26 protein-coding genes are annotated in these 26,766 nt (G+C 45.1%); 1 reads left to right on the forward strand and 25 read right to left on the reverse strand.

Features of this window, described 5'->3' with window-relative positions:
- Nucleotides 1-47 precede the first annotated feature (47 nt).
- The 25 genes from NE671_RS11920 to NE671_RS12040 form a co-directional block, all read right to left on the reverse strand.
- Complete coding sequence (locus tag NE671_RS11920; RefSeq protein ID WP_256164018.1) at nt 48-428, reverse strand: hypothetical protein; 381 nt, start codon at nt 426-428, stop codon at nt 48-50.
- Between the two features lie 62 nt (nt 429-490).
- Nucleotides 491-970: a hypothetical protein gene (locus NE671_RS11925; RefSeq protein ID WP_256164019.1), complete on the reverse strand. Its 480-nt coding sequence runs from the start codon at nt 968-970 to the stop codon at nt 491-493.
- Complete coding sequence (locus NE671_RS11930) at nt 960-1,640, reverse strand: hypothetical protein (RefSeq protein ID WP_118254398.1); 681 nt, start codon at nt 1,638-1,640, stop codon at nt 960-962. The genes NE671_RS11925 and NE671_RS11930 overlap by 11 nt, the downstream gene beginning before the upstream one ends.
- 2 nt (nt 1,641-1,642) lie before the next feature.
- A complete protein-coding gene (locus NE671_RS11935) occupies nt 1,643-3,796 on the reverse strand; it encodes a cobaltochelatase CobT-related protein (protein ID WP_256164021.1) in 2,154 nt (717 codons plus the stop codon).
- A 19-nt stretch (nt 3,797-3,815) separates the two neighbouring features.
- Nucleotides 3,816-5,606 (reverse strand): hypothetical protein, encoded by a 1,791-nt coding sequence (locus tag NE671_RS11940; protein ID WP_256164022.1) that lies wholly within the window; start codon nt 5,604-5,606, stop codon nt 3,816-3,818.
- Nucleotides 5,607-5,703: 97 nt separating this feature from the next.
- Nucleotides 5,704-7,926: an SF1B family DNA helicase RecD2 gene (gene recD2 / locus NE671_RS11945; protein ID WP_256164023.1), complete on the reverse strand. Its 2,223-nt coding sequence runs from the start codon at nt 7,924-7,926 to the stop codon at nt 5,704-5,706.
- Nucleotides 7,927-7,940: 14 nt separating this feature from the next.
- Nucleotides 7,941-8,558, reverse strand: coding sequence for a hypothetical protein (locus NE671_RS11950; RefSeq protein ID WP_215707818.1), 618 nt, complete (start codon nt 8,556-8,558; stop codon nt 7,941-7,943).
- 23 nt (nt 8,559-8,581) lie between these two features.
- The gene (gene ssb / locus NE671_RS11955; protein ID WP_256164025.1) at nt 8,582-9,241 is read right to left on the reverse strand and encodes a single-stranded DNA-binding protein; all 660 of its coding nucleotides are present in this window, start codon (nt 9,239-9,241) and stop codon (nt 8,582-8,584) included.
- Between the two features lie 36 nt (nt 9,242-9,277).
- Complete coding sequence (locus tag NE671_RS11960) at nt 9,278-9,586, reverse strand: hypothetical protein (protein ID WP_015525087.1); 309 nt, start codon at nt 9,584-9,586, stop codon at nt 9,278-9,280.
- Between the two features lie 478 nt (nt 9,587-10,064).
- A complete protein-coding gene (locus NE671_RS11965; protein ID WP_256164026.1) occupies nt 10,065-11,168 on the reverse strand; it encodes a DUF4179 domain-containing protein in 1,104 nt (367 codons plus the stop codon).
- A complete protein-coding gene (locus NE671_RS11970; RefSeq protein WP_015525029.1) occupies nt 11,141-11,695 on the reverse strand; it encodes an RNA polymerase sigma factor in 555 nt (184 codons plus the stop codon). The genes NE671_RS11965 and NE671_RS11970 overlap by 28 nt, the downstream gene beginning before the upstream one ends.
- Before the next feature lie 306 nt (nt 11,696-12,001).
- Nucleotides 12,002-12,307 (reverse strand): hypothetical protein, encoded by a 306-nt coding sequence (locus tag NE671_RS11975; RefSeq protein WP_243007658.1) that lies wholly within the window; start codon nt 12,305-12,307, stop codon nt 12,002-12,004.
- Nucleotides 12,308-12,374: 67 nt separating this feature from the next.
- Nucleotides 12,375-15,017, reverse strand: coding sequence for an ABC transporter permease (locus NE671_RS11980; protein WP_256164027.1), 2,643 nt, complete (start codon nt 15,015-15,017; stop codon nt 12,375-12,377).
- A 15-nt stretch (nt 15,018-15,032) separates the two neighbouring features.
- The gene (locus NE671_RS11985; RefSeq protein WP_256164028.1) at nt 15,033-15,704 is read right to left on the reverse strand and encodes an ABC transporter ATP-binding protein; all 672 of its coding nucleotides are present in this window, start codon (nt 15,702-15,704) and stop codon (nt 15,033-15,035) included.
- 135 nt (nt 15,705-15,839) lie between these two features.
- Entirely contained in the window at nt 15,840-16,739 is a 900-nt protein-coding gene (locus NE671_RS11990; protein ID WP_256164029.1) for a sensor histidine kinase, read from the reverse strand.
- A complete protein-coding gene (locus NE671_RS11995) occupies nt 16,732-17,409 on the reverse strand; it encodes a response regulator transcription factor (protein WP_015525024.1) in 678 nt (225 codons plus the stop codon). Before NE671_RS11995 ends, NE671_RS11990 begins: the two co-directional genes overlap by 8 nt.
- 172 nt (nt 17,410-17,581) lie before the next feature.
- Nucleotides 17,582-18,409 carry a putative signal transducing protein gene (locus NE671_RS12000; RefSeq protein ID WP_256164030.1) on the reverse strand — a complete coding sequence of 276 codons (828 nt, stop codon included), beginning with the start codon at nt 18,407-18,409 and terminating at the stop codon, nt 17,582-17,584.
- Nucleotides 18,410-18,460: 51 nt separating this feature from the next.
- On the reverse strand, nt 18,461-20,083 hold the full coding sequence (locus NE671_RS12005) for a recombinase family protein (protein ID WP_008791695.1): 1,623 nt from the start codon (nt 20,081-20,083) through the stop codon (nt 18,461-18,463).
- A 107-nt stretch (nt 20,084-20,190) separates the two neighbouring features.
- Entirely contained in the window at nt 20,191-20,376 is a 186-nt protein-coding gene (locus NE671_RS12010; RefSeq protein WP_004849804.1) for a hypothetical protein, read from the reverse strand.
- A 270-nt stretch (nt 20,377-20,646) separates the two neighbouring features.
- Nucleotides 20,647-21,987 (reverse strand): virulence-associated E family protein, encoded by a 1,341-nt coding sequence (locus NE671_RS12015; protein WP_256164037.1) that lies wholly within the window; start codon nt 21,985-21,987, stop codon nt 20,647-20,649.
- On the reverse strand, nt 21,872-22,612 hold the full coding sequence (locus NE671_RS12020) for a CHC2 zinc finger domain-containing protein (protein ID WP_035110550.1): 741 nt from the start codon (nt 22,610-22,612) through the stop codon (nt 21,872-21,874). Before NE671_RS12020 ends, NE671_RS12015 begins: the two co-directional genes overlap by 116 nt.
- Nucleotides 22,613-22,659: 47 nt before the next feature.
- On the reverse strand, nt 22,660-24,132 hold the full coding sequence (mobQ, locus tag NE671_RS12025) for a MobQ family relaxase (RefSeq protein WP_074104019.1): 1,473 nt from the start codon (nt 24,130-24,132) through the stop codon (nt 22,660-22,662).
- Nucleotides 24,133-24,134: 2 nt separating this feature from the next.
- On the reverse strand, nt 24,135-24,452 hold the full coding sequence (locus NE671_RS12030) for a DUF3847 domain-containing protein (protein ID WP_008816380.1): 318 nt from the start codon (nt 24,450-24,452) through the stop codon (nt 24,135-24,137).
- A 286-nt stretch (nt 24,453-24,738) separates the two neighbouring features.
- Nucleotides 24,739-24,942, reverse strand: a complete 204-nt coding sequence (locus tag NE671_RS12035; protein ID WP_004614949.1) for a hypothetical protein — start codon at nt 24,940-24,942, stop codon at nt 24,739-24,741.
- A 147-nt stretch (nt 24,943-25,089) separates the two neighbouring features.
- A complete protein-coding gene (locus tag NE671_RS12040; protein ID WP_005362423.1) occupies nt 25,090-25,314 on the reverse strand; it encodes a helix-turn-helix domain-containing protein in 225 nt (74 codons plus the stop codon).
- Between the two features lie 302 nt (nt 25,315-25,616).
- Here NE671_RS12040 and NE671_RS12045 point away from each other — a divergent pair, with 302 nt between their 5' ends.
- The gene (locus NE671_RS12045) at nt 25,617-26,657 is read left to right on the forward strand and encodes a DUF6076 domain-containing protein (RefSeq protein WP_008816376.1); all 1,041 of its coding nucleotides are present in this window, start codon (nt 25,617-25,619) and stop codon (nt 26,655-26,657) included.
- Nucleotides 26,658-26,766 lie beyond the last annotated feature (109 nt).

Here is a 26,766-nt window from a genome sequence, read left to right on the forward strand (position 1 = left end):
TGTTTTGGTTCAAGGTTACGAACGAGCACCGCGAGTTTCGCAATTACCTAATAATTGATACTGATTAAAAACAGGTCTTTCTCTCCAAGAATCTGTTTCATCTTTTTCCAAAACAGATCCTTTTGTGCCCCATTGAACATACAGGTCTCCTGTAAAGGCATCATCCTTGCCAGGGCAAGTCCGAGGGCACGGTATGTCTGCTTTGTCAAGGTCAGATGTTCTCCAATGCGCTCCAGGACTTCTCCCGGATAGTGCAGTCCATAAGCGGTTTCCATGTCTACTTTCGGCTTTTCCAGAAACATGTCATTTTCTTTTAATTGCATATAAATTTTATATTTTTCCTCATTAGATGACAGCTTATAGATCAGGTTCGTCATCTGCCGGTACAGGGTAATATCAAGCCATTCTTCATAAATCTTCCATTCCATCCAATTTCCTCCTGTTTTCCCATATAAAAAGGGGACTGTTCGCCAGTCCCCCAAAATTGTTCTTATGCTGCCAGGATAATCTTCTTTTTCCGGCTTGCATAAGTGGTTGCCATTGTAGAATGTTCCATGCCTCGCTGTTTCTGGTATTGCTTTACATCTGCATAATTTGTAAACGAAAGGATCTTACCATTTTCCTCTAACAAGTTCTCTTCGTTATCTTCCATATTTTCACTCCCGCAGGAAGCCAGCGTCCAGTTTACATGGCAGATATAACAGGTCATGCCTGCAAATCCCAGATACTTATGTACATACTCTTCCGCTGCCTCGGCACTTGGAAAATAACGTGCATACTCCAGGGAACGGCAAACGATCCGGTCTTTGTACCATCCGGCAAAATACCGGTTCTTTTTCAGTTCAAGTACATACCCTGTCAGATAAATCTTCTGTAAAGCATTTTCTTCCTCGTCCATCATATCAAGAAGCTGTTCCGCATAGATTTTTTTCCATTTCAATGTATTCTTCTTTATTCTTTTACGCAGCATTATCTTTTTCCTCCTCAGTTCCAACAATGAGTTTTTCTATCATTCTGTACAAGTTCCGGAAATTTCCAGCTTGTCTGCGGCGTGTCATGCAGTCCTGTTCAAATGCCCGGATCACAGCAGAAGTTCTTGCAAACAGAGTGAAGATTTCCTCATCTTTCAGCTGTATGGTAACCTCTTTTTCTTTCCGGTAGCTGTCTTTTTTACAATACTGCCCGCCATTGGCATTATGCATCGCTACACCGGTGCCATTCTGTATCCTGACAACCCACGGATAATTTAAAACTTCTCCTTTGTTGTTGCGAACCTTCCTCTGTATGGAAAATACTGTAACCCTTCCCGTGTTGGAATTTTTATCCTCGCAAAAGATCTTTTGCTGGAAGAATTTAAATTCCTGTACATTATTCCATATACGGGAGTACAGGTATTTTATGATTTCCGGGCTCAGATTTGCATAAACGCTGATGCTGTCTTCTTTGCTGTAGTCAACCATGACAGCGCGGATCCTGGAATAATCGCTGGCAAAGTCTTCGTGAAAATGCCAGAAATCCTTTGGCTCTGCCATCCGCAAAAAGCTATTAAATTCCAGTAACGTATTCTGTGTCTTATGAACACAGATCTGTTTTGATACATCCGTATTCTGTTCTTTTTCTTTCCTGTTTTTCCTGTTCATCCTTACCTCCTGATAAAACGCAGCAATTTCTTTGTCAGAAGAGCTGGAAGCTGTTCAAGATCCGTAATATCCAGAAAAGATTCCTCATAAATTTCCTGAATTGCTTCCTTGTCGCTTCCGATTGCAGCCGCCTGAAAGAATACTCCCTGCTGCAGCAGCTTTTTCTGAATCTTCTGAAGGTCCCTTTTTGCCCCTGTGCCTCCATACTGGTTTGCATTAGGTGCACCATCACTGATCACAAACAGCAGTTTCTGCTTTTCCGGTCGTTCTAAAAGCCGGCTGCCAGCATACCACAATGCAGTTCCATCCCGGTTGCTTCCATAAGACTGCATACCAGCGATCCGGAACCGATCCTTTTCATCCGTTTCAAAATCTGCGCAGCAATGCAGATACACCGTTTCGTCTTTCAGGTTCTCATGCCGGTATCCATCTGTATGATGTCCGCACACCAAAACCGGTATTTCTGATTCCATACAAAAATCATACAGGCAAAGTGCTGCAAGAATGGCATGATCCATCCGTTCCCCACACATGGAAAAAGAATTATCGACCAGCACAGCCACACAGATATCCAGCTTTTTTCCTGGCTGTTGTTTCTTAAATACTGCCCCAGACGGTGCAGCTATGTTTCGAAGATCTACCCGACGTCCAAGAAAAAGCTTATGTTCCGTGCGTTCTTTCTGATTTTTCAATATAGGAAGCAGTTTCAGGCGAAGTCTCTTTTTTACCTGTTTTAGCTGCCCCTCATACTTTTCTGTCAGTAATTTTAAAAAATCTGATATCTCGGTCTTACGGCAAAGTTTTTTCTGTACCAGGTCATGGCCTTCTTCAAACGGTATCTCCATCAATTCCTTTTGAAGATGTTCGAAAATTTCTTTCTGTATCTTCTCATCAAGCGTCTCTTTCGCCATTTCATAAAGGATTTTTTGCAAGGCATTATCACTGGATGCTTCCGTTTCTGAGGCAGGGATGCCACATTCATTCTGTTTGTCTTCGAAGCCACCAGACTCCCTGACACATTTCGGAAGATTTTCACACAGCTGCTGCAGGAACTTCTTAAGCTCTGCAGTACGCCCGTATTCATGGCCTTCCGTTTCCTGATCCTTTCCGTTTCTTTCGGTTTTGTCTTCTGTTTCCGACTCCTGTTCCGTATCCTCTTTTCTGATCTTATCTTCATTTTGCTCAGTCTGTGCCCCTGTGTTACCCTGCTTTTCTTCCTCCGGTTCTTCTTCGGATTCATTCGGGTTTTCCTTTTGCCCTTCACGCTCTTCCTGTTCTGGCTTTTGCTCTTCATTTTCTGTACTGTTCTTCTCTATTTCATCTATGATTTCCGCAAAATATTTCCAGATCATCAGAAGGATATGGTTGGTGGCAAGATATCTCTCCATGTCATCTGCTGCCTTTCCCGCTTCATCAATGACCGGCATAAGCAGTTTTAGTGTATCAATAAGCTCGTAATCCGCACCATCCCAGGCATTGACCCTTGAAGACAAGGCATACTGTGCACACAGGTTCATAAGAATAGATAACCTGTCTTTCTCCGTTTCCAGCATTTCCCTAAGTGTTGGAAGCCATTCCACATTTCGGTCGCGATTCATAAGGATTCCCCTGCGGATGCTTCCCGGAAAAAGGGCGCACATCTTCTCTTCTATGTACATATCATTCAAAAGATTGCTGAGATAGGATGCTGTCTGCAGAAAGATAGAAAGGATTGCTTTATCTTTTCTTTCAAAGTAGACATTCATTGCATCCAATGCCTCTTTTTCCTGTGCATTTTCCGGTGCTGGCTCCTTTGGATACCAGCTGCCATTTAACATATGCTCGGCATACCTTTTTCTAAGTGCAGAATCCGTATACCGGTAATGTCCGCATTCATGTCCCAGAATCCCGATCAGGCTGTCACTTTTTAATTCCAGTGTCAGAAAACTTGACGTAATCTGGTTTCCAAGATTTACGGCAACAGTTTCTCCCTGATTCCATCCTGCAATCCCTGAATTTTTATCATCGTATAACCGTAATGTAGTCAACTTTCCACCCGTGATTTCATGCCCGATCGAGGTCAAAAGATCACGATACTGCGGCGTATGAAATACTTTTTCCGGTGTCAGTTTTTCTTTCTCTGCACATATCCGTTTCCGGTATAAAGCCTTTTTCATTCGTTTCCTCCATCCGTTTTTAATCCACATCACAATGAGGAAGAAGAAAGACGCGTTCCATAGTTCCCCGTTCTTCCCTGTCCATGGATGCTTTACTGAGCAGTGCTGTCCATGCTGACCTCCTGAGATCATTGGAAACCATGTAACTTAACACCCAGTTTTCCAATTCCCGGTATCCGCATACGCCATCTGTAATGTCCTGTTCGATCAAATATTCATGGATCTTGCAGACCGTGGCAGTCATAAAGGACAGAAGTTCTTTGTTTTTAAACCCGGTTCTTTTCATTGCCCTTTTTGCCATTTCCTCTTCTGTCAGGGCTTCCTTTGGCTGAATCAGGTTCATTCGGGAAAGAACTGACTGGTTGAAGTTCTGACAGCCAACATAATCCAGATTGGTGGTCATGATCACAATCGTATCCGGATTTCTCCGTATCTGTTCTCCATTTACCAGATCGGTTACAGCTCCATCGTCAAACAGGGAGTTTAATCTCGTAAGTGTCCCAGGTTTTTCAATCATGGCCGGCTCCTGAATTTCAATCACAGATGGTTCCCTGCATGCCTTTACGATTTCTGATTCTTTTAATAGGAAGTCTTTTTCATTTTTCGACTTTTCATAGCCTTTTTCATAAACTGCTTTCAGGATCTCCTGAAAAGCTTTTTCCCGGCTGATCCCCTCTTCATAAATGCCATTTACCGTTGCAAGAGCTGAAGCCGGATCCATTTCAATGTCTTCCAGACGTGGCAATTCCATTTCCAGATGTGCTGTTCCGCCCATATTTGGCACGGTGGTTGCTAAAAGTTCCAGTTCATCCGTTCCGGGTCCACAGGTGAACACATAATATGGAAGCCCTAAGATCTGGGCGATCATTCTGGCATCCGTTGTCTTTCCAGTACCGGCATCGCCTGTCATCATAAACAGCCTTGCCGGTGTCTTATCCACCATCTGCAGGATTTCTTCAGCTTCCTTACTTACCAGATAGTCTTCTGGAAGCGAAGGGATCCTTTCTTTTGTCCTTTCATTTACATCCCATCTGCCAGAGTAGATCTGTTTTAATTCAAAAAGTGTTCTTTTTGTCTTCTCATTTACAGGCAAAAGCACATGAAACTTTCCATAGATTTCATCGTTTGGTGCATATACCCCGGCCGCAATTTTATATTCCGGAAGCACATCCTCCAGTTCCTCTGCACGGAACTGGCTCTTTTCCAGCGGGATCGCCTGCTGCGGATTTGCTATTACTTCGCAGTACATGGCATCGCAACAGATAAATGCCGCCCGCAGTGCAGCTTCCTTGTCTTCCCATTCATTTTTTTCCTGTTCTTCGAGTATTCGGAAATTTCTTTGGAACTCTTCGTTATACAAAGGATTATCCGGGACCAGATTTGCATACGCCAAAAGGGCCAGGTACTGCTCCCCTGTATTTTTGCCTTCCCGGATTCCCGGAAGCTTCTCGTTTTTTTCTTCTGTCTTTAAAATCCCACTGAAACGTCCGTTTTTCGAATTATAGGTCATTACATACCTTCCCTGTTTTCCAGGATATTCCATGCAGAAATAATTTATGGCATCCCTGCCCCTTTGTATACCGGCAGCACCAGAGTCTTTTTCTTTCCGAATCTGAATCAGTGTCAGAAGAGCATGTAACGTAGGCCCATGAAGGCGGGAGACTTTTCCCTGCTTCCTGATATTTCGCATGGAACAATCCGCTTCATCATAGCTGATCCGTTTTTTCCCTGCTTTTTCCAACATCATCCGAAATGGGTCCGGAATGGGTTCTTTCATAATCCATGGTGCATAAAAACAAAGATCTGGCATTTTGTTCCCTCCTCTTTCATTATGTAATTTTCTGCATACGAAGGAAAGAAACAGGCAGAGCATTGGATTTTTCCAACGTCTGCCTGTCATTCATTCTTTATGCGCTCTTTTCCTGTTCCAGGATTGCTTCATATATTTTTCGGATACGGTACCCAAACATGGTGTTTCGCCGGCTGATGTAATCCGTCCGGATAGCCTGTGCGATTGCACGTTTGCTTCCCACAATTATAAACCTTTCTCTGGCTCTTGTTACTGCTGTATAGAAAATGTTTCTGCGAAGCATCCATCGGAAACATGGAAGCATTGGAAGGATTGCCATCGGATATTCACTGCCCTGAGCCTTATGTACCGTAATCGCATATGCCAGTGTCAGCGGCCAATAGTCTTCCTCCTGATATTCCATGACCCGGCCATCCCCAAAATCTACACGCATGACCATTTTTTGATCTTTCCGAAAAATCCCTATGACTTCTCCAATGTCGCCATTTGCTACTTCATCGTTGTTTTTTGTCTGCATGACCCGGTCACCTTCCCGGTAAGTATTCCTGCCATTTGTGATTTCCGGATAACCGAAACGCTTTGGATTCGCAATGTCACGCAATACCAGATTCAATGCATCCGTACCTGCTTCCGTATCTTTTCGTAGCGGTGACATCACCTGCACTTCTTCCAGAGAACCGTTTCTCTGCAGTACTTCTTTCCGATAGATCTTCTGTATCTTTTGCGAAGCCTCCTCCGGTGTGGAAGCCGGAATAAACTGAAAGGTATCATCAAACACCAGATCCAGCTGATTCTTATTGATCTTAATGGCATTCTGGCTGATGGTGGAATTCCCTTCCTGTCGGAAACATTCATCTAAGACAGTTACCGGAAATACGCCGGAATCAATGATCTCCTGAAATACTTTTCCAGGCCCTACGGATTCGATCTGATCTTTATCACCCACCAGAACCAGTCTGGCACCGGATTTAATACTGGCAAACAGTTTGTCCGCCAGATACATATCGACCATGCTGAACTCATCTGCTATGATCAGGTCATCTGGAATTGGCTGATCGTTCTTCCATTCTTCCTCTCCAGCTTCTCCGGTAAGCCCTATGGATTTATGGATTGTCAGTGCTGGATACTCTGTACATTCCCGCATTCGCCTTCTGGCGATGCCTGTAGGTGCACATAAAAGGATCACCGCATTTTTATCCAATGCTTCCTGTACAGCAATGATGAAACGGATCACCGTAGTCTTTCCTCTGCCGGGTCCTCCTGTAATGATGGATACCGGGTTTTCAAAGACATTTTTTACTGCCACCTGCTGTTTCGCATTCAAAATAATATCCTGTTCTTTCTGGATCTTTCTTAAAATACGGTCAACATTTACAACCATTCCCGTCTGCATATGGAGTCTGACTAATGCGGCAGCAGCTCCCAGTTCGGCCTGGAAGCTTTTGCGTGTATAAAACCCTCCATCGTGGCAGACCAGGCTTCCATCTATATGGATCATATCATTGCCTGTATCCCGGATTGCCCGTTCAGAGACCGGTGAAACATCTTTGTTGTGATTTAAAAGTTTTTCGACACGTTCTATAATGTCCTCTCTTTTTAAATACAAATGTCCTTCGCCTTCTGCTTCTGACATAATATGCAAAATAGCAGCCTTAATACGAAGGGGATCATCTGCACGGAAATGTTTTGCCTTTACTGCAATCTGGTCAACAGTCAGAAATCCAAATCCATGAACCTCACAGAGCCGGAAAGGCTCCTCCTTCACGATCATAACTGCAGCAGGGCCAAATTTCTCCTGTATTTTTGAAACTTTTGCAGGAGTCACCCCAAAAGGGGACAAATACATCATCAGTTCCCGGATGGAACTGCTTTTTTGATATCCTTCCAGAATATCATCTAAGCGTTTCTGCGTAATTCCTTTTACCTGAAGGAGTTTCTCCGGGCTGTCATTAAAAACATTCAGTGTGTCTTCCCCAAACATTTCTACGATGCGGGCTGCCATTGCCGGTCCAATCCCTTTGATCAGGGATGACGACAAATAAGCCCGAATACCTTCTTTTGTGGTTGGCATGGTTACTGAAAAATTGCTCACACTATACTGCATTCCATATTTTGTGGGTTTCCAGTCTCCCGTCAGTTCCACATCCAGGCCTTCGTTCGCCGGAAGTTCGGTTCCAAATGCCTGAAATATTCCATAATTTCCATTCTTTTGTTTTTTTACTTCCTCCGGTAAATCTTCATTGGTCATGTAGGAAGCTACCGTATATCCACTTCCTGCATTATAATAGATCTGCCGGATGGCTTTACAGCAAATGCTCATGTTCCAGCTCCTCTCTACCATGAGATCCAGAGATAATTATTGCATCCCATACTGGTGATGAAACCATCCTTCTTTAGTTTTTCCCGGATCACCTCTGTCTGTCCAAAAGGATATCCTTTTAAAATTCCAACCCTTCGATATTTCCTTTTTCCAATGGAAATACTGCAGATTCCTTCCCTGTTTACTGAAAAACGGTTTCGATTTTCAGATTCCAGAGTTTTCCGAATCGCCTGGATCCGCTCAAAGCCTTCATCTTCGTACCATATGGCAGCCTGTGCCCTGCATCTTGCCTGCTTCTCCTGATTATCGAAATTTACCGTTTCCGATCCCTTCTCATGATTTTTCGGTAAATCCTCGGTCTTTTCAGCATCTGCATGTACTTTACGGGCATCTGCATTCTTTTGCTGTTTGTTGTCATCATCATTCTCATTCGTTTCCTCCTTGTCCTTTTTCATAATAAATTTTTCATAGAAAAACAATCCTGCTGCAACCGGAATGACCAGTGAAAGGGACTGTATGATCACTGCCAGAAATATCGGCCATAAAAATGGTGATACTAACAGACCAAAAATTCCAGTTATCACGCACAGCTTTTTATGTGCAGACAACCATTTGTTCATTTCCTCCATCATAAGCATTTCCTCCTATGATTTGCTCAGTCAAAATCCAGTTTTTCATCATCTGTTTCCATGTACCGGTCATCAATATCCTGACTACGCTCCCGGCTTCTTGCCGAAGTTCCTCTGGATCTTGTCCCGCCTGAATTTGATCTCCGTCTGTCATCTGATGCATCTGTCCTGGTATTGCTTCTGTATCTTCCACCTTCACGTTCCCTGTCATAGTCACGGTCATCCATTTCTGCTGCTCTTTCACTTCTGGTGCTTCTGGAAGCTGAACGCTGGTTTTCTGCACGGTCAGAACGGTTTCGATTAGAAGATGCCCTCGTTTCTCTTTCCGGTTCTTCCCGCTCGTCATTTCCAGATTCTAAAGCTTTCTTACTTTCTGCAAAAGAAATCTCTTCAATCATAAGCCGCATGCCGTAGACATTTTCACCAGCCCGATTCTTGTAGTTGTCATTCTGCATACGGCCTTCTACCAGAATCTTGATCCCCTTAAACAGATATTTTTCCGCGAACTCTGCTTTTCGGCCAAAAGCCGTACAGCTGAAGAAATCTGCTTCCGGATCTCCTCTTCGTACAAATTTTCGGTCTACCGCCAAGCGAAAGTTTGCAATGGCAAGTTCTCCATTCTCTGTCTGTGTGTAGCGTAAATCAGGCTCATTTACTACTCGTCCCATCATGATTGATTTGTTCATAATTGTCCTCCCATAGCTTTATAAGGTTTTCCAGTTTCATTCCAGATGTTCCCGCATACATTTGACTAATGCTCCCATACCATTTTTTCGAATCTCGCGGGCAGCAGAGTCAGCCGTACATAAATTTTTCGCCATCTCCAGTGATTCTTCTCCCGGATGTGTTGCAAACAATACCGGTATCAGATAAAACAGAGATTTTTTGACCAGCATATCATATGCCATCTTAAAAGATTCAGGCGAAGTTTCTTTTCCATCTGGATTACATACAATCTGCCATACTCCTGGATATTCGATAATCCATTCAAGAAGGTGCACAACCTCCTTTTCCATCTTTTTTCGTTTCATAACGCCCTCCTTGTATTTTGAGTTTCCTTGTGTTTTTTATGATCCTCCTTTCCGTATTTGCTGATCTGTACTTGTTGTCTGCCATATTTTTGCAACAAAAAAAGGCCATTTAGAAATTTTCATTCTAAATGACCTTATTTATTACAAAGGCAGGAGGCTTTTGGCTCCTTAATGTTTTACTCCCGGTCAGACCCGGAACCAGCGTTTCTTATCTGTGTCTACAGATACAAATACAAATCTCACAATCATATTAACACAAGATATTGTTGGCGTCAATCGCACTTTTACTATATTTTGTATTTTCGATTTTCAAAGATTTAATCAACTTCTCTTATTACTTATGGAAATGTAATTTTACCATTTTTATTTATACGAATCTTAAATGTACCACCAAACATTTTATTGTTTTTTTTATCTCTACAGTAAAAATATCCAATTGCGGTATCTCATCCCTCTCTTCGATTAAATTATTCTTTTGTCATCTGATTTTAATTTCTATTTTTCCTTCCACTGGGCTATATAAATCCAGAGGATCTTCATCACTTTCATAAACACGTCCTTCGCCTTCTCCGTAAGTATCTTCTATTCCAGTTTCATATTTTTTATATGTTGTTCTGTTTTTTTCTTCTTTATTTACATATAATTCTAATGTCACCGTTTTAGCATCTGGAGAAATTCCTTTATATTTTGTATTATTTCTGCTTTCTTCAAACACAGTCTCTGTGTCTCCATAATTTGTCATTCTATAAAGCCCCTGATTTCCTTTATCGTCGGTTCCTAGTAAATAATAATCTTCATATTCTTTATTATCCAAATTTCCATAAATTGTACTTGCCAAATCGTTTAAGCTCATTTTTGAAATCGTCAGATTTTGATTTGGAGATATCTTTATTTTTTTATTCACATTTACATTTATTGTATTCTTCTCTAATTCTTCCCAATTTGATGAAAATTCAAAAATATAGTCATCCGTATCTTCTGTATCTGCAGTATCCATTTCTGTTGGATCAAATAACCATACTTTCATTTTTATATCTGCTGTATTATCTTTAATAGTTGTATCTTCCAACCTATAATGACAAACCTGACCATCTGTTCCGTTCTCCTTTTTCTCCAGAGCATATGTTCCATCTAACTGTGCCGCTTTTCCATTTATCTCCACTTCTGTTAGTAGAATAGTCTCTTTTTCTTTTGAATCATTTATATTATCAGATATTGCCACCCATAAATTCTCCTTATCAGCAGCAATTTCATCTAACGTAATAGAAATTCCATTTTTAGTAATCGTTTTTCCAACACTATCTATATATGATTCTACATTTTCATTAATCCCCAATGCAGTTTGAATCCACGAAGTAATCTGTTCCCAGGCCGCCTTTATCTCATGCGGATGTCCCAAACCTCCTATCAATAATGCTATTACAACTCCTGCTGCTGCAATCTTTGCTAATTTAAATTTCAAATTAACATTTCGCTTTTTCCATGGCAAGGAAGCTTCGTAAACAAATTTTTCATCTATTTCTCCCATCAGATCCAAAAAATTGTTTTCTTTTTTCATATGATTTCTTTCACCTCTTCCCATAATCTGTTTCTGCTTCGAAAAAGACTGGATTTAATTTTAGTCTCAGAGCATCCATGTCTTTTTGCAATGTCTTTAATATTATCCATATACCAATATCGCCTGACAAAAATATCCCTGTCTCCTGCTTTTAAATCACTTAAAAATTTTTCTAAAATATTCAAAATTTCCTTTTTCTTTATATCCTCTTCCACATAATCCTTTATTGTATTTTCCAGTTTTTCCACTTCACCACAAATATCCATCATATGTGTATCTGCTCTTTTTGAAGCATTTTTCTTTCTGAAATTGTCCAATGCCAAATTTCTGGTTATTTTTCCAAGAAATGCAGATAATTTTGTTGGCGTTTTGGGCGGAATCTTATTCCACGTTATCAGCCACGTATCATTTACGCATTCTTCTGAATCTTCTGTGTTATATAAAATATTCCATGCAATCTTAAAGCAAAATTTTTCGTACTTTACTTCTACCTGGCGAATTGCATCTTCTGATCTTTCTAAAAATAAATTTATAATATGTATATCTTCCATATCACATTTCTCCCCTGTATATTAGTGTTTTTATGCAGATAGGTTATTTGCAGTGTGCCATATTAATGTTTTCTATTATATAGAACGTATTTTTTTCTGTTTGGTTGCACTTTTTTTCTATTTTTATAATTTTTTTTGTTACCATGCTTCCATTATCACTATAACATATTATCTAAACATTCTTCTCTCTTGGTCAACTATTAATATCGTAATCTACTTCTGCAAATAAAACTACATGCAAAAAATGAAAAAAGGAGCTGCCATTCCATGTGTATTCATGAAAGGCAGCTCCTGCTTGAATCATTTTTATTTAACAACTACTTTTACTTTTTTACGGATCTTTCCAGATTTCACTGTGATATAGGCTGTTCCCTTTTTCTTTCCGGTGATCACGCCCTTGGAATTTAGCGTCACGCTCTTCTTATTCGAAGAACTGCAGGTAACCTTCTCCTGGGAAGTGATCGGGCTGATGACTGGTTTCAACGTAAGTTTTTTATTCCTTGCAACGGTCACGCTGGATTTCAGTCCGGTGATCTTTATTGTTCTTACCGTTGTTTTCTGCACAGTAATAGAAATGACCTGTTTCTTGCCGCTGGCCAGTGTAATGGTCACTTTGATTATTATTTGAATTCCAGCCCTCAGCCTTTTCATTGACAGAGGGCTATTATGGGCTTAGCAATTATTGAGCATCCCTTAACTGATCTACAATGCTGCATTTCGCTGCGTTATCATACATCATGCAGGGGATCAGCCACCCAAGCAGAAGAAATACCGGAATTGTCAGCAGGACAGGCAGAACGGTGAACCGATACTCAAAGAACCAGAACATACTGCCCAGCATTTTCCCCGCAAGAGGTCCCACCGCCAGTGAAAGCACAAAGGCCACCGATACGGAAGACATTGCATAAAACAACCCCTCGTAGATCAGCATGGTTTTGAGCTGTCGGGACGTCATTCCTACAGCCTGAAGCACAGCAAATTCCCGGCAGCGGGAAAGAATACCAGTCATCATGGCGTTGAAGAAATTTAAGAGTCCCACCAGCCCAATGATAGCACAAAGGATACCACCGATCAGAAGGAACATCTGCCGGAACTGAGCAAACTCAGACCGAGCCGTGGCCTTGCTTTCATACATCAGGGGCGAAAACTCACCGGCCGTGAGCTTCGATAGATATTGCTCTGCTTCGGCCTCGTCAGCTTCGTCCGCTGTGTCGAACAAGTAGAGCATCGGAACGACCGCACCACCGCTGTCCCTCTGTGCGGTGTCCACAGACAAAACTACGTCATATCCAATACCACCATAACGATAACTCATGGAATTCGGAAGTTCTACCAAGGCGCAGACCGTGTACTCTACATCTCTGGCTCCATACAATTTTGCCTGAAAGTACTCCTCCGGTGTATCTTCGGTGAGTTCCCCGGTGCGGCTGTCGATATATTTCACATCGTCCGCATAGGTAACGGTGATCGTGTCTCCCACCTTGGGGTAGTATTCAAGATTGGGCAGATTACCGTAGTCATCTAAGGAAACCGCAATGGCAATGGCGTTATTGTCCGGCTCCAACATGGGAGAAATATCTCCGTCGAACACTTGCAGCTTGTCAAACAGACTGTTATCCAGAGCCTCAATTCTGGTATCTCCCATCACCATATTGCCCCGGTGCTCCAGACGGCTCATATGGCTGTCCAACTGCTCGGCGCTTTCGTACCTTGCATAGTCCTGCCGCAGAGCATCCTCCGTCATCCACAGGTAGGCGGGTTTTCGCACAGCATATCCCGTGCCGGAAAGACTGGCCTTTGTGTTTGCTGCGATCTCTCCGATCTGTTCTGGCGTGATGAATTCATCTGCTGAGTTGTAACGGAAATAGTCGGGCGTGCTGACAATAAAATCGGCGCAGGTCTTGGCGGATACATACTTCTCCATGCTGAAGCCGCCCACAAAGGTACACAGCGCATTGAACAGTGTCACCGACAGTGCCAGAGACACCACCACCAGTACCGTCTTTTTCTTGTTTCGTCCCAAATTGGCAAAGGCCATCTGATGGAGCTTCGCTCCCCGGGTGCTGCGCTGTTTTTTCTTGGTCTGCATTGCATCCGTATATTTGGTAGCCTCCACCGGAGAGACCTTAGCTGCCATTTTTCCGGGCTTGGAACAGGACAAGAGCACTGTCAGCAAGGCGAACAGCATAGAACCAAGGAAGATCACAGGCGATGTGCTAATGGTGGTGATGCCTGCATCCAACTGGGTGGAGCGCAAGACAACAGGCACCAGAACAGCGCCGATGCCGTAGCCCAGCAGCAGCCCTGCCGGAATGCCGATCAGACAAAGCAGAAGTGCCTGCTGGCGAATGATGCGTTTGAGCTGCCGGGGCGTTGTGCCAATGGTTTTCAGAAGTCCGTAAAACCGGATATCCCCTACAACAGAGATCTGGAAAATGTTATAGATGATAAGATACCCAGTGAAAATCACCAGCAGCAAAAAAGCTGCTATGGCGATCACAAGTTCCGGATCAAGCTTCGACTCCAGCTGGGATGAGGTATATCCCCAGTTGACGCCGATCCGGACGCTGTTGGGATCGGTATAGCTGTCCCATGTGTAGCCAAGATCGGTATCCACCTGCTCCATCTGCCCTTGAATGTTTGTGCCGGAGGCCAGCATGACATTCAAATCGGTGCGGAAAGGCTGTAAACCTGTTTTCACTGCCTGCGCTTCGATGTCATCTGCGTAATCACGGCTGATGTTGATGTAATGAACAGGCATTAGTTCATCATAGTCCCAATAGCCCACCAGCGTAAAGGTGTCTGTTACAGTAAAGGCGGTTTGATCCTTGTCCGTAATGGAATAGGAAACCGTGACCTCGGCGCCCAGCTCCGGCGTTACGCCAAGCAGCTGCAACGCTGCCGTATCCATGGCTACCTCTTTGCCGCTTTCGGGCATCCGTCCGGTAGTAGGGGCTGCATAGCTCCATTTAGTGCAGTTGGCATCCATGTAGCTGATCTCTGCCGGTATTTTGGCAAAGACCCCCTCCGCAGTGATACCGATTACCTTCCGTACCCCCGCAGCCTTCACCTTTGGGTGGGCAGCGATGCGTTCCGCCTGCTCGGGGGAAACATCCTTAAAGGTGCCATGCGCATAGCCGCCTACCTGCCGAAACTGGTAGGTTTCATAGCTGGCGTTCAACGACAAGACAATGGTGAACATGGACGTAAATAGCAGCGTTGTCAGCGCAATGGCAAAAATGGCGATCAGATTGCGGCGACGGTTCGCATAAAGAGATTTTAAGCTGAGCTTTCGAATACATTTTCTGTTTTTGACATTCATCGTAGCCACCTCCCGTTAGTTCTGGGAGACGATCCGACCATCTTCGATACGGATAATGCGGTCTGCCATCTGCGCAATTTCTTCGTTGTGAGTGATCATTACGATTGTCTGGGCGAACTTTTGACTGGTGACTTTCAAAAGGCTCAATACATCCTGGCTGGTTTTGGAATCCAGATTACCTGTCGGTTCATCTGCCAGAATGATAGCGGGTGCTGCCGCCAGCGCACGGGCAATGGCTACCCGCTGCTGTTGACCGCCTGAGAGCTGATTGGGCAGCGCATCCAGACGATCATCCAGCCCAAGTGTCTGTACAATCTGCTGTACGAAATCCTTATTGACCTTGCCACCGTCCAGCTCAATGGGTAGAACAATATTTTCATACACATTCAGCACCGGAACAAGATTATATGCTTGGAACACAAAGCCGATTTTCCTGCGGCGGAAGATGGTCAGCGCTTCCTCCTTCAGGGAGAAAATATCCTGTCCGTCCACCCTGACTGTGCCGCTTGTAGGGCGATCCAGCCCACCCAGCATGTGTAACAGCGTAGATTTGCCGGAGCCGGATGTGCCGACTATTGCAACAAATTCGCCCTTCTTCACACTTAAATCAACTCCATCCAACGCATGAACTGCGTTATTGCCGGAGCCATAAATTTTTTTCAGGTCTTTTGCCTGTAAAACCTCCATAAATGAGTACCTCCATGAAAAAATCTGTATGTATGAAAGGAAATGATCCTTTGATACATACAGATTATCGCATAAGATTCTTTCCACATTCTTTCCTGCGGAAAATGAAATCTAACAATTTTGATAGAATTGTTGTTATTTCGGCAGAAATATGGAAAACGTACTTCCTTTTTCCGGAACGGAAGCAACCTTGATATAACCACCCTCGCCGGATATGATCTGTCGGGCAAGGTATAAGCCGATGCCAACCCCTTCCTGCTCCCGAACTGACTTTGAACGATAAAAGCGGGCAAAGATCTTTGCCTGCGCGTTTTCCGGGATACCTGAACCGGTATCCGATATATCGATCCTTGTAAACATTTCGTACCTTACGGTAGAAATCGTGATTGTTCCATGCTCCGTATATTTGATGGCGTTGTCTACGATATTAGCCAGCGCTTCCGCTGTCCATTTGAAGTCAAATACAGCAAAAGCATTGGTATCCTGCATTTGCAAAGACAATCCTTTTTCAGAAGCCTTGGCGGTATATTGTTCTACTACGCTTTCAAGCAGCGGCTGAAGTGATGCTTGCTGAGGGGAAAGTGAAATGATCCCATTTTCCAGTCTGGAAAGTTTTACGAGAGAATCAATCAGAAATCGTAGCTTTTCCGATTGTTTGTACAGTGCCTCCACATTTTCCTTTGCCGATGCAGACAGAGTTTCCTCCATCAAAAGCTCGCTATATAACAGCAGGTTTGCAATCGGCGTTTTCGTCTGATGGGAAATGTCCGCAATCAAGGATTTGATTTTGTCTTTTTCCTGTGCCATATTTCGAGAAGATGCTTCTGCGGCAGAAAGATAGTGTGCAAACTTTGTTTCCAAAGCAGACAGCTGGCTTTCATCAAAAGTTGTTTCAGAAAAGGAGCCGGTCATGGCGGCGTCCAGCATCCTTTCGATTTCTTCCATCGTTTTTATGACCTTTCTCCGCTCCCATAATACAACAGCTGCTGCCGCCAGAAAACACAGCAGTATGATCGCGATGCCGCTTTTATTCATCTTTTGTCACCCAGCTATAACCGATTCCATAGACGGTTTTAATGTATTTCTGTGCCCCAAGCTTATCCCTCAGACGCTTGATCGTAACAGACAAAGCATTTTCATCCACATATTCAGCACCATCTGTCCAGATCCTGTCTACAAGGTCTCCACGGGTCATGGTTCGACCACGATTTTCAACAAGCAGACGCAGTAATTTTTGCTCTGTTTTACTCAATTCCACTTTTGAATCTCCCACATAAAAGGTCATAGCCTCAAAGTCAAAGTGAAAAAGATCAATATGGGTCGGTGCATTTTTATGGCTTGACGCTTGCTTTCGCAGTTGGGTATTCACCCTTGCCCGCAAAACCGAAAGAGAAAAGGGCTTGGTAATGTAATCATCAGCGCCCCTCTCCAGTCCGTCCACGATGTCCAGATCGGTATCATTGGCAGTCAGCAGAATAACAGGAATCCCGGGTGTGTTTTCCTTGACCTCCCGGAGCAGCTCAAGCCCACTGCCATCCGGTAGATTGATATCCAACAGGATCAGGGATACACCGCCGCAAAGCAGCTGCTCCTTCGCCGTTTTCAGGTCTTGGCAGGAAATGATCTTCCGATCATCTACTTTCAGTGCTTTGCATAAACCTTGATTCAAACCAATATCATCTTCAACAATCAATAATTGCTCCATATATCTCACTCCCTCGTTACTCAAAGGTATTCGGCAAAGTTAATAACAAGACACAAAAATAACCGCCCCAGCAAAACTGAACGGTTATTTTCAATCAATTAAGTATGTGGACTAACCGTCTATCGGCAGCACACTTTTTCTATAATCATATTAGCACGCATATGTGACAATGTCAAAAAATTTCTTCATTCTCTTGGTTATTAATCTCCTTGATCAGCTGTACTGCCTTCTTTGCATCATCGGTTTTCACGAATATATCCACACCATATATTCCAAATCCAGGTGCTCCATGCATTGCAACATTCGCACCTGCTTCCTGGGAAAAAGCTTCTATTCCACTTTGCTTTAACATTTCTACGAGCTGTTCTGTCTCTACTATATTCTGTGCATTATAAATCTTTGTCCATTCTGTCTTAGATTGGGAAGTTTCTTTTCTCTCCTGAACATTTGGTGAATTCTGATTTCTTTTTCGATTAATAAATGCTAAGGTCCTAAGAATAATAAATGACACAATAGTAATACCTATCAGAAATCCCAATGCCAATCGTGTTATCTGTGTTTCTGTAGCTCCCATTCTAAATAAACATATACCATAGATGACTGTAAAAATTCCTGCACATATTACACTGGTGAGAAAATTTCGCCATATAGCAGCACTTTTTGGCAGGCATTTATCCCATATTCCATTATACACCATAATAGCTACATATAGGATTCCTCCTACTAAGACAGTTACTATCTCTCCCAAAACCAAACGAGTATCCACCATTAATAGCATCTGAATAATAATCGCTAACACACCAATCACAAACATTGATGCAAATGCAAGATTTCCAGCCTTTAATGCTTTTTGTTTCACCCATTCTTCATACACCGCAACTTTGTCCAGTGTTTCTTTCATATCTTTATTCATAGTCTGGCTCCTTTCTCCATCCAGGAGCTCTCTCATCTCAACATCGTAATATTCAGCAAGTTGAACAAGTACACTGAGATCTGGCATATTTATTCCCGTCTCCCTTAATTAAAGATATTGTTGGGTAAAAAAGAAAGGTCAGTCGATTTTGCCGATGAAGCGGTAGTAGATTTCTACTTCCTGCTCACGGCTTCCGTCCTCGCCCTTGACAGCTTCGTGGACGGTTATTTTTTCAATTAGAGTGTTCAGAAGTTCGGCGGTCAGCTCCACAGGGTTGACATACTGTTTCATCAGGGCAATCCACTTTTCAGCATCCGCTGCGGTCTGTACGGCGGCTTCCATCGTTTCGTGAAGCTGTCTTATTTTTGTTTCAAGCTCCTTTTGCTCGTTCTGGTACTTCTCGGACAGCATATTGAAGTTATACTCGGTTATGCGTCCGGCAGACCAGTCCTCATACATTTTAGCAAACAGCCCGTCAACCTCGGCTTTACGCTTCTCTGCCTTTTTCAGCTCCGCAGCCTGCTTTTTCTTCGCAGAGTTTCTTTCCCTGTCGCTGGCATTGAGCAGGCGTTTCAGCAGCTTGTCCTCGTCTTTCTGTGCCAGCATAGACCAGTATTGCAGTCTTGCAAGCACATAGGCATACAGTACATCATAGCGGATATAGTGCATGGAACACTGGCGTAATCCCTGCCCGTTCTTGCTGCAATGGTAGTACCCGTATGGGTTCTTATTCTGCTTGTTTTCCCCATAGGCTAAAGACCATCCGCAGTCTGCACATTTTATCAATCCTGCGAAAATCTGTGTCGTACCGTTTCTGCGTTTCCTGCGTCTGCTTGCAATCAGCTCCTGAACTTTTTGGAACACTTCTTCAGAAATGATGGCTTCGTGGGTATTTTCTACACGATACCATTCTTCCTGCGGCTTCCGCACCTTTTTCTTGTTCTTGAATGAAATGTTGCTCTGCTTGTTGTGAATGCTGTGACCGATGTAGGTTTCCTCTTTCAAAATGCTCTTGACCTGTGCTATCGTCCACGCATAGGCTTTTTCTGCGGGCGCACCGGCGTAGATATTGGCGAAAGTCCCGTATCTTTCATAGTTCAGCCAGCCGGGGGTAGGTACTTTTTCCTCCACCAGAATCCGTGTAATGCTGGCGGCTCCACGCCCGTGTACAGCAAGGTCAAAAATCTTCTCTACAATCCAGCGTGTTTCCGGGTCGATCAGAAGATGACCTTTTTTGTCCGGGTCTTTTACATAGCCCAGCGGTGCATAGGCTCCATAGTGTGCGCCATTGGCAAATCTTGTGTGCATGGCAGCCTTGACCTTTTTGCTGGTCTGTCGGGCGTGCATTTCATTCAGGATGTTTAAGAACGGTGCAAGCTCGCTTTCTCCGTTGATGGTGTCCACATTGTCATTGATGGCAATGTAGCGTACTCCCTTGCTGGGGAAATAGATTTCCGTGTACTGACCGGTCAGGATATAGTTTCTTCCCAGACGGGATAAGTCCTTTGTGACAACGCAGTTGATTTTCCCGTCTTCGATGTCATCAATCATCCTTTGGAAACTTGGACGCTCGAAATTTGTCCCACTCCATCCGTCGTCAATGTACTCGTCTACAACGGTCAGCCCATGCTCTGCGGCATACTGTCTAAGCATCATGCGCTGGGTCTGGATACTGCCGCTTTCCCCCTGTAATTCATCGTCACGGCTCAATCTCAAATATAGTGCAGTGTTATAAATCGTTGTATTGTATGGTTGTTTCACGGTTAAAAATCCTCCTTCTAAAAGAAACAACCCACGCTTATACAATACTCGCTGGTACAAGTATATCATAAGCGTGGGCTGATTGACAGTCGTTATTCCGTATTTTTTCAGGAAGCGGCGGCAGCGTGCTGGATCACATCTTCCAGCAGGCTGTCAAGCGGCTTCCCATCCTGTGCGAAATGCTCCGATACCTTGATACGGACTTTCCCCATGACAAAATACTGGGTGCCGTCTTTTTCGGTAAGCAGGGTGCCGCTGTTTTTGTTATTGCTCTCGTTTTTGCTTTTTGCCATAGGCAGTTACCTCCATAAATGAAATATGCCCGACAAGGGAATGTCAGACAGGTGTACAGCCGCAGACTGTCTCCGTGTCAACCAAACCGTGTCAACCGGCAGAAAAGACTTTGAAAACAATCCATAGGCGCTCTATTATTACTTTTTACTTTTTCTTTGATTTCTTGGTTGACATGGTTGACAAAGGAGAGAAATGCCCCAAATATCAGGCTTTTCCCCGTCAACCGGCTGTCAACCAAAGCGTCAACCAAACTGTCAACCGGTGGCTTTTCAGAATGGAAGTTCCATTTGCCGGGCTTCTTCTTCCGTGATTTCCTGAAAACCGTCCCCCTCCGGCGGAGCTTGGTTGACACGCTCCCAGCCTTTTTGAGAACCGTATTTTTTATACCGCTTCGGGCTTTTGTAGGCTACCCAGCCCTGTATGATGCCGCCCGCAATGCCGGTATTCATAATCTCGCAGATTGCCCGTGTCTCCCAGTCTGCCGGGGAATTTAAGTTCCCCAGCGCTTCCTCATAAAGCTGCTTGGAACATACCCTGTCGCCGGTGTAGTCCTCCAAATAGGCGTAGATCATGCCGGCCTGTGTGTCTTCCTGCATAAAGTCCTGCTGGTGGGCGTTCAGGTATCGGTTCATTTCCATGCTGAATGACAGCTTATACTTCCCACTGCGATAAACCGTCATGGCTTCCGCCCACATCTGTTCGATATACGCCCTCGCCGCCGCTTCATCGTCCAGTATGTGAACCTCCGCCTGTTCCGGGTACACCGTCACGGGGAGAAAGCGCCGGTTGCCGGTGCGATCACGGGGCAAAAAGTCCTGCCGGTTGGTCGTCCCTCCAAATACACATTGCCGCAGCCGGTCTGCCGGATGTGTCTCATACGGCACTTTGTAGGTTTCTTTCTGGCGGCTTAAGAATGACTTGATTTCCTCAATACTCTTGGCGTTGGCTGTGGCAATCATCTCCGACATCTCGATAATCCAATGCCCTTGCAGCTTGCGGTACACATTTTCATCGTCCAGCTTTTTTAAATCGTCTGAAAACCATTCGTCCCTGCCTGCCAGCAGCCGGAAAAAGGTAGATTTCCCGGCTCCCTGACCACCAACCAGACAGAGCATGACCTCAAACTTGCTCCCCGGTCTGAATACCCGCCGGATGGCTCCCATCAGGAACAGTTTCAAGGCTTCATAGGTGTATTCGTCCGTATCGGCTCCCAGAAAGTGATGCAGGGCGTAACGGATGCGCTCTGTGCCGTCCCATTGCAGGCTGTTCAGGTAATCCCTGACTGGATGGTAGCGGTTTTCATTGGCAACAATCTTGATGGCGCTCTGCACCTTTTTCTCGCTGGTAAGCCCGTAATTTTCTTCCAGATACAAAAGCAGGTAGTTCATGTCCATGTCGGTCAGCGTGGTACTGGTGCGCTCCCAGCCCAGCGGCTTCACAATGTCAATCTGCTCCGTCAAAAGGTTCAGGCGCAGCGCCCCGCGAAACAGAGGGTCACGCTGGAACACCGTCAGGCAGTTTCGGATGCTGTTCTTCACGCCGCCTTTCTGCGTCCCCTCTAATGTTTCCCGGATTTCTGCCGGTGTCTGCGCCGGTTCCATTGTGTCCATCGTCCTTTTGACCGCTTCCTGCGTTACCGGCGGCAAGCTCTGAAATTCGCTGTTCAAGCCGCAACACCTCCTTTCCCTGTGCGGCGATCAATGCCGCTTTTTCTTCTATTTCTCCGTATAACAAAATATCCAAAAGGTATTCTGTGTAGCTTATCCTCTGCAACGCTTCCACAAAAAGAGGATGCCAGATGGCATCCTGCGGCTGTGGGGCGTGTGCTGTTTTCCAATGCTCCAGCAGGCGCAGATAATCGCATAGCACCCGGAAACAATACCGTTCCGTTTCCTGAAATCTCTGCTCCGCTGATTTTTGTCGGGGCTGTGACCTGTTGTGACGCTTCCTATCTGGCGGCGCATTGCCGGATTTCTCATAGGAAACGCCGAAGTCCTCCGCAAGCCTGACCGCAGCTTCCCGTTTCCCCAATCCATGCAGCAAAGCGGCCAAGTCGATCACATCCCCGGAAGCCCCGCAGCCGAAGCAGTAAAAGCGGCTGTCCACTTTCATGCTGGGCGTGCGGTCATTGTGGAATGGACAGCAGACCATGCCGTTTCTCCCCACCCGGATTCCATAGAATGAAGCAGCCTGCCGGGTGGTAACAGACTGTTTCACCGCTTCAAATACATTCAAATGCTCCCTCCATAAAAATACTGGTAGCGGTAAAGCTGCCGGTTATATCATAGCTCCATCTCATGTTTCTTTCTCTGTACTGCCTGTGGCTGCTCCCTCCGGCGCAGTGCGGTATCTACGGCGTTCTGCACCTGCCGTAGCCGTATGACTTCCTCCCGGAGTGGCTTGTGCTGCGGAGACAGTTCGGCATACTCTGTTTTTAACTGTGCGTATTCCTGTTTCCATGCTTTCAGGGCAATGGGTTTTCCGTCCAGTTTTTCTTTCAAAATACGGCGGGCGGCATAAAACAGCCGTAACTCCGCATCGTGGGATGTTTCAAATTTCTCCCTCTGTTTCTTAAACTTGATATTGTTCAATTCCGTATGAACAGGTTTTAGCCGCTGGTAATTCTCGCCCTCCCGTATCAATTCCTGCAATTCCTTTATCCGGGCAGATTTCTTTTTCATGGAGTCGCTTAACGCTTCAAATTCTTCGTTGACAGAGGAAAGACGCTCCTGCAAATCCTCTAATGTGAGCAGCTTGTTTTCCGTCAGATAATTGACGGCTTCGGCAAACTGCTTTAAGTTTCCGGTTCTGGCTTTATTGCTCCATGCCCCTGCGTTGCGCTGGTTGTAATAAGCGATCAACAGGTCAGCAAGGCTCGGTGTCTGCGGTTTGGAAAGTTCTTCTTTTACCTCTGCCATCCAGACAAACAGGGCTTTGATCTTCTTCCTCACATCCTGCATGAGCCGGTTGGTGGCTTTAATCCAGCGGTTCAGTTCCCCTTTCTCGGTGCGGATGCCCTTTGCTTCCATCTGCCGGACATTAGCTCCCTCGTGGACAGTAGGTATCAGGTCAAGCCCCTGCCGCACATAGGAACGGTGGTCGATACGCACATCCAGCCCTTTTTCCTCAAATTTTGTATTAACGGCAGCCGCCCACTGCTCCCGCCAGTGTTCCAGCGTTTCCGGCTCATGCCAGTCTGTTGTATGGACAGCGTTAAACATATAATCGCCGTTTTTATCCCGGATTCGGTTTCCATCTTCATCAAGAAGATATTCCCGACGCTGTTTTTGTCCCCATGTGCCATCCGGGTTCAAAGGGCGCATGGTTGTCATCACATGAAAATGCGGGTTAGGGATGCCGCCGTCCTCTTTCTCCGGGCTGTGAAAAGCAAGGTCGGCAATCATGCCTTTTGTCACAAACTGCTCCTGTACGAACTTCCTCGCCAGCTCCATGTTTTCTTCCAGCGTCAATTCATTCTGCATGGCAATATCAAAGGAATAGGCAAGCTGTGCTTTTGGATGTTTCTCGCAGTTCTCCACAGCATTCCAGAGGGTCGCCCGGTCAAGATATATTTCCGGCGCATGGGGCGGCAGCATGATTTCCGAAGCGATCACGCCGCCCTTTTTGGTGTAGTCGCTGACTTCTCCATAGTAGCTGCTGTAAAGACGCTCCCCGGCTCGATAGGCTGCGCTGGCAATGGCGCTCTGACCGGCGCTGCGCTTGATCTGTGCGATTGAAAAATGATAAAGTGCTATCCTTAGTCACCGCCTTTCTCCTGCCCGGAAATACGGGCGTGGTTCTCTGTGGCAGACCGGATGAAATGCTCCGCCTGCGGCAGATTCAAAATGCTTTCCATGAGGGAATAAAATTCCGCTTCGGATAGCTCCTTTGTCTGTGGTGCAATGCTCTCAATAGCTGCCCCACGGGTAATCAGCCGGTGCGTCCTCTGTTTCCGGGAACCGCTTTCCAGATACGCCTGCCGGTTTTTCAAACGCTGCATTTTCCGTTTTTCCTGTTCCAGCAGGACAGTGGTTTTTTCATATTCCTGCTTCAACTGTTCCAAAGATTTTTCCATGTTCTCACATCCTTTGCTGATAAGATAAAGAAAGACCATCCGCAGACAGTCCGTGTGTCAGTGCTTCTATAAAACCCGATGAAAAGGGAAAACCGCAGAGCGGATTTCTCTTTGCGGCGGGTACACAGGGGATAGCCGCTTTAGCGGCGCAAGGGGGTGTAGCCACCTTGTCGGAGCGAAGCGAACGCAGACCTCGGATTGCTGATTTTATCAGCGGCAGAGGTAAGCTCCGCAGGACGCACGATACATGGTCTTTAGACTATGTATAGAAGTGCGCCCTTAGTTCCTAAGGGATTTTGCCGTTTCCGGCAGTCTTGTCCTTTTTCTTGGAACGCTTGGAAAGATACTTCGGGCAGTCAACCACAACCGCCCGGAAGCTCTGTTTACATTCGTGCTGGCATTTCCGGCACAGTTCGTTGTAAGTGATACGGCTGCGGTCATTTAAGAAGAAAGACCATTCCAACCGCCGCTTGTTACTCATTCTTGCCATAACCGGCTCCTTTCTCCGTTTCTATCTGATGTACGCAGATAGGCTGTTTTGATGTAGCGTCTCGGTATCATTTTTAAGTTTTTTTCCCTCTGTATGCCCCTTTGGAAAGTGCGGCAGTATTGCAAGTCAGGGAATGATACCTCACGCTTATTTGTCGCTTCCCGGTACGGTTTCGGAGCCTTTTGCCATCCATTCAAAGAAAGCAATTTTGCTGACCTTGATAAGTCTGCCCCTGCGGAACGCTGGAAAGCCGGGTGTGTGTACCAGCTCATAGGCGCTCGCTCTTGAAATTCCCATAATCCGCTGAATGTCCGCCACATCCAGAACCAGCGGTAAATCCTCGTAGCTGTTCAATCTCTTTTTATCGTTCATTCTGTTCCTCCCATAAATCAAATAGGTTAAAATGCTTCCTGTTGCCGTTCTCCCCAAAAGCCGTTTTCCTGCCCCATTCCTGCGGTGTTTCCCTGCATTGGTGCGCCGAATGCGTCACTTCTCCTGCCGGTCATATCCCTTTTGGACGGTCATTCACTTGTCAAGGTACTGTGCGGTACGAAATTACCAACCGCAATCATCATAGCGTACTATCCTTGACAAAACAATGATTCTGCGATACCATGAGTGTAACGGATATAACTGAATTATATAATTACCATAAACAAAGGCAGGGGATAGGGATGGAGAATCAGTTTATACGGCATGAGCCATGTTTTGAGAGGATTTTGTTTGTCCTGACGCTGGACAGGAAGAAAATGAAAGAGCGGATTTTGATTGGGGAAGAACAGCAGATCCGCTTCCGTCTGAACGGGAGCCAAAACGCAGAGGTGCTTTGTGATATGACACGCCCACTGGGAACTTTTTTGATAAACTTTGAGCGTGACACGGACAGAGACTGGAACTTATACGGGCTTTCTCCGCTGCGGCAAGCTCTCCACTCCAACCGATGGAAACAGCCGGAGCTGGAGCAGGCGGCAAGCGAATTTCTTTGGGAGAAATATCTTAGCAACGACCCTCTGAAAATGTATGTGGCGTTCCGTATCTGGAACAGCTATCTGCTTGCCAGAGAACCCCGTGACCGTAACGCTGCCTGTGACCGCTTCATGGATAAAATGAGCAGACTGACCGGGGTATTCCAAAACGAAACCATGAGCTTTGACAGGGAGACAGGAAAACCGAAACAATTTCAAGCTGGCAGCCTTTATTTCAAAGGCGCACCGTCAGAAGATACCCGGCTTGACCTCTGGTTCCCGGACAACCGGCGCACAGAAGAATGTGTGTCTGCCTATGCGTCCCTCTACCCGTTGATTACCTATTATCTGAACAGGCTGAATGACTGGGGGCTTTGCTTCCGGCGGTGCAAGGTCTGTGGAAAATATTTTCTGGCAAAGAGCCAGCGGTATGAGCTGTGCAGCGACAAGTGCCGAAAAGCGCAGGCGCTTCAAAACAAGCGGGAATTTGACGAGAGGTCAAGAGAAAATAACTATGACCTGCTTTATAAAAATGAATGCCAGAACTGGCGCAACAAAATAAACCGGGTAAAAAATACCGCAGGCTTTCCGGCTGACCGTCTGGAAAAAATACAGGCTTCCTTTTCCGACTTTAAGAAAGAAGCCTTACAGAGAAAAAAGGCTGTAAAAACAGGAACGGCCAGCCCGAAAGAATTTACGGACTGGCTGTATCAGCAGAGTAATGTAATTGTTGAGCTGACCGAGATATGAAAAACTTTCTATCGTCAATTTCGCATTATTGCAATAACAGATTGCTTCTTCCATGAATGGTAATATTATCATCAAACTTTTGGAAGAACTATAAATGTCCGAGGCGCCT

Source organism: Blautia sp. DFI.9.10, assembly GCF_024461705.1.
GTDB classification, from domain to species: domain Bacteria; phylum Bacillota; class Clostridia; order Lachnospirales; family Lachnospiraceae; genus Blautia_A; species Blautia_A fusiformis.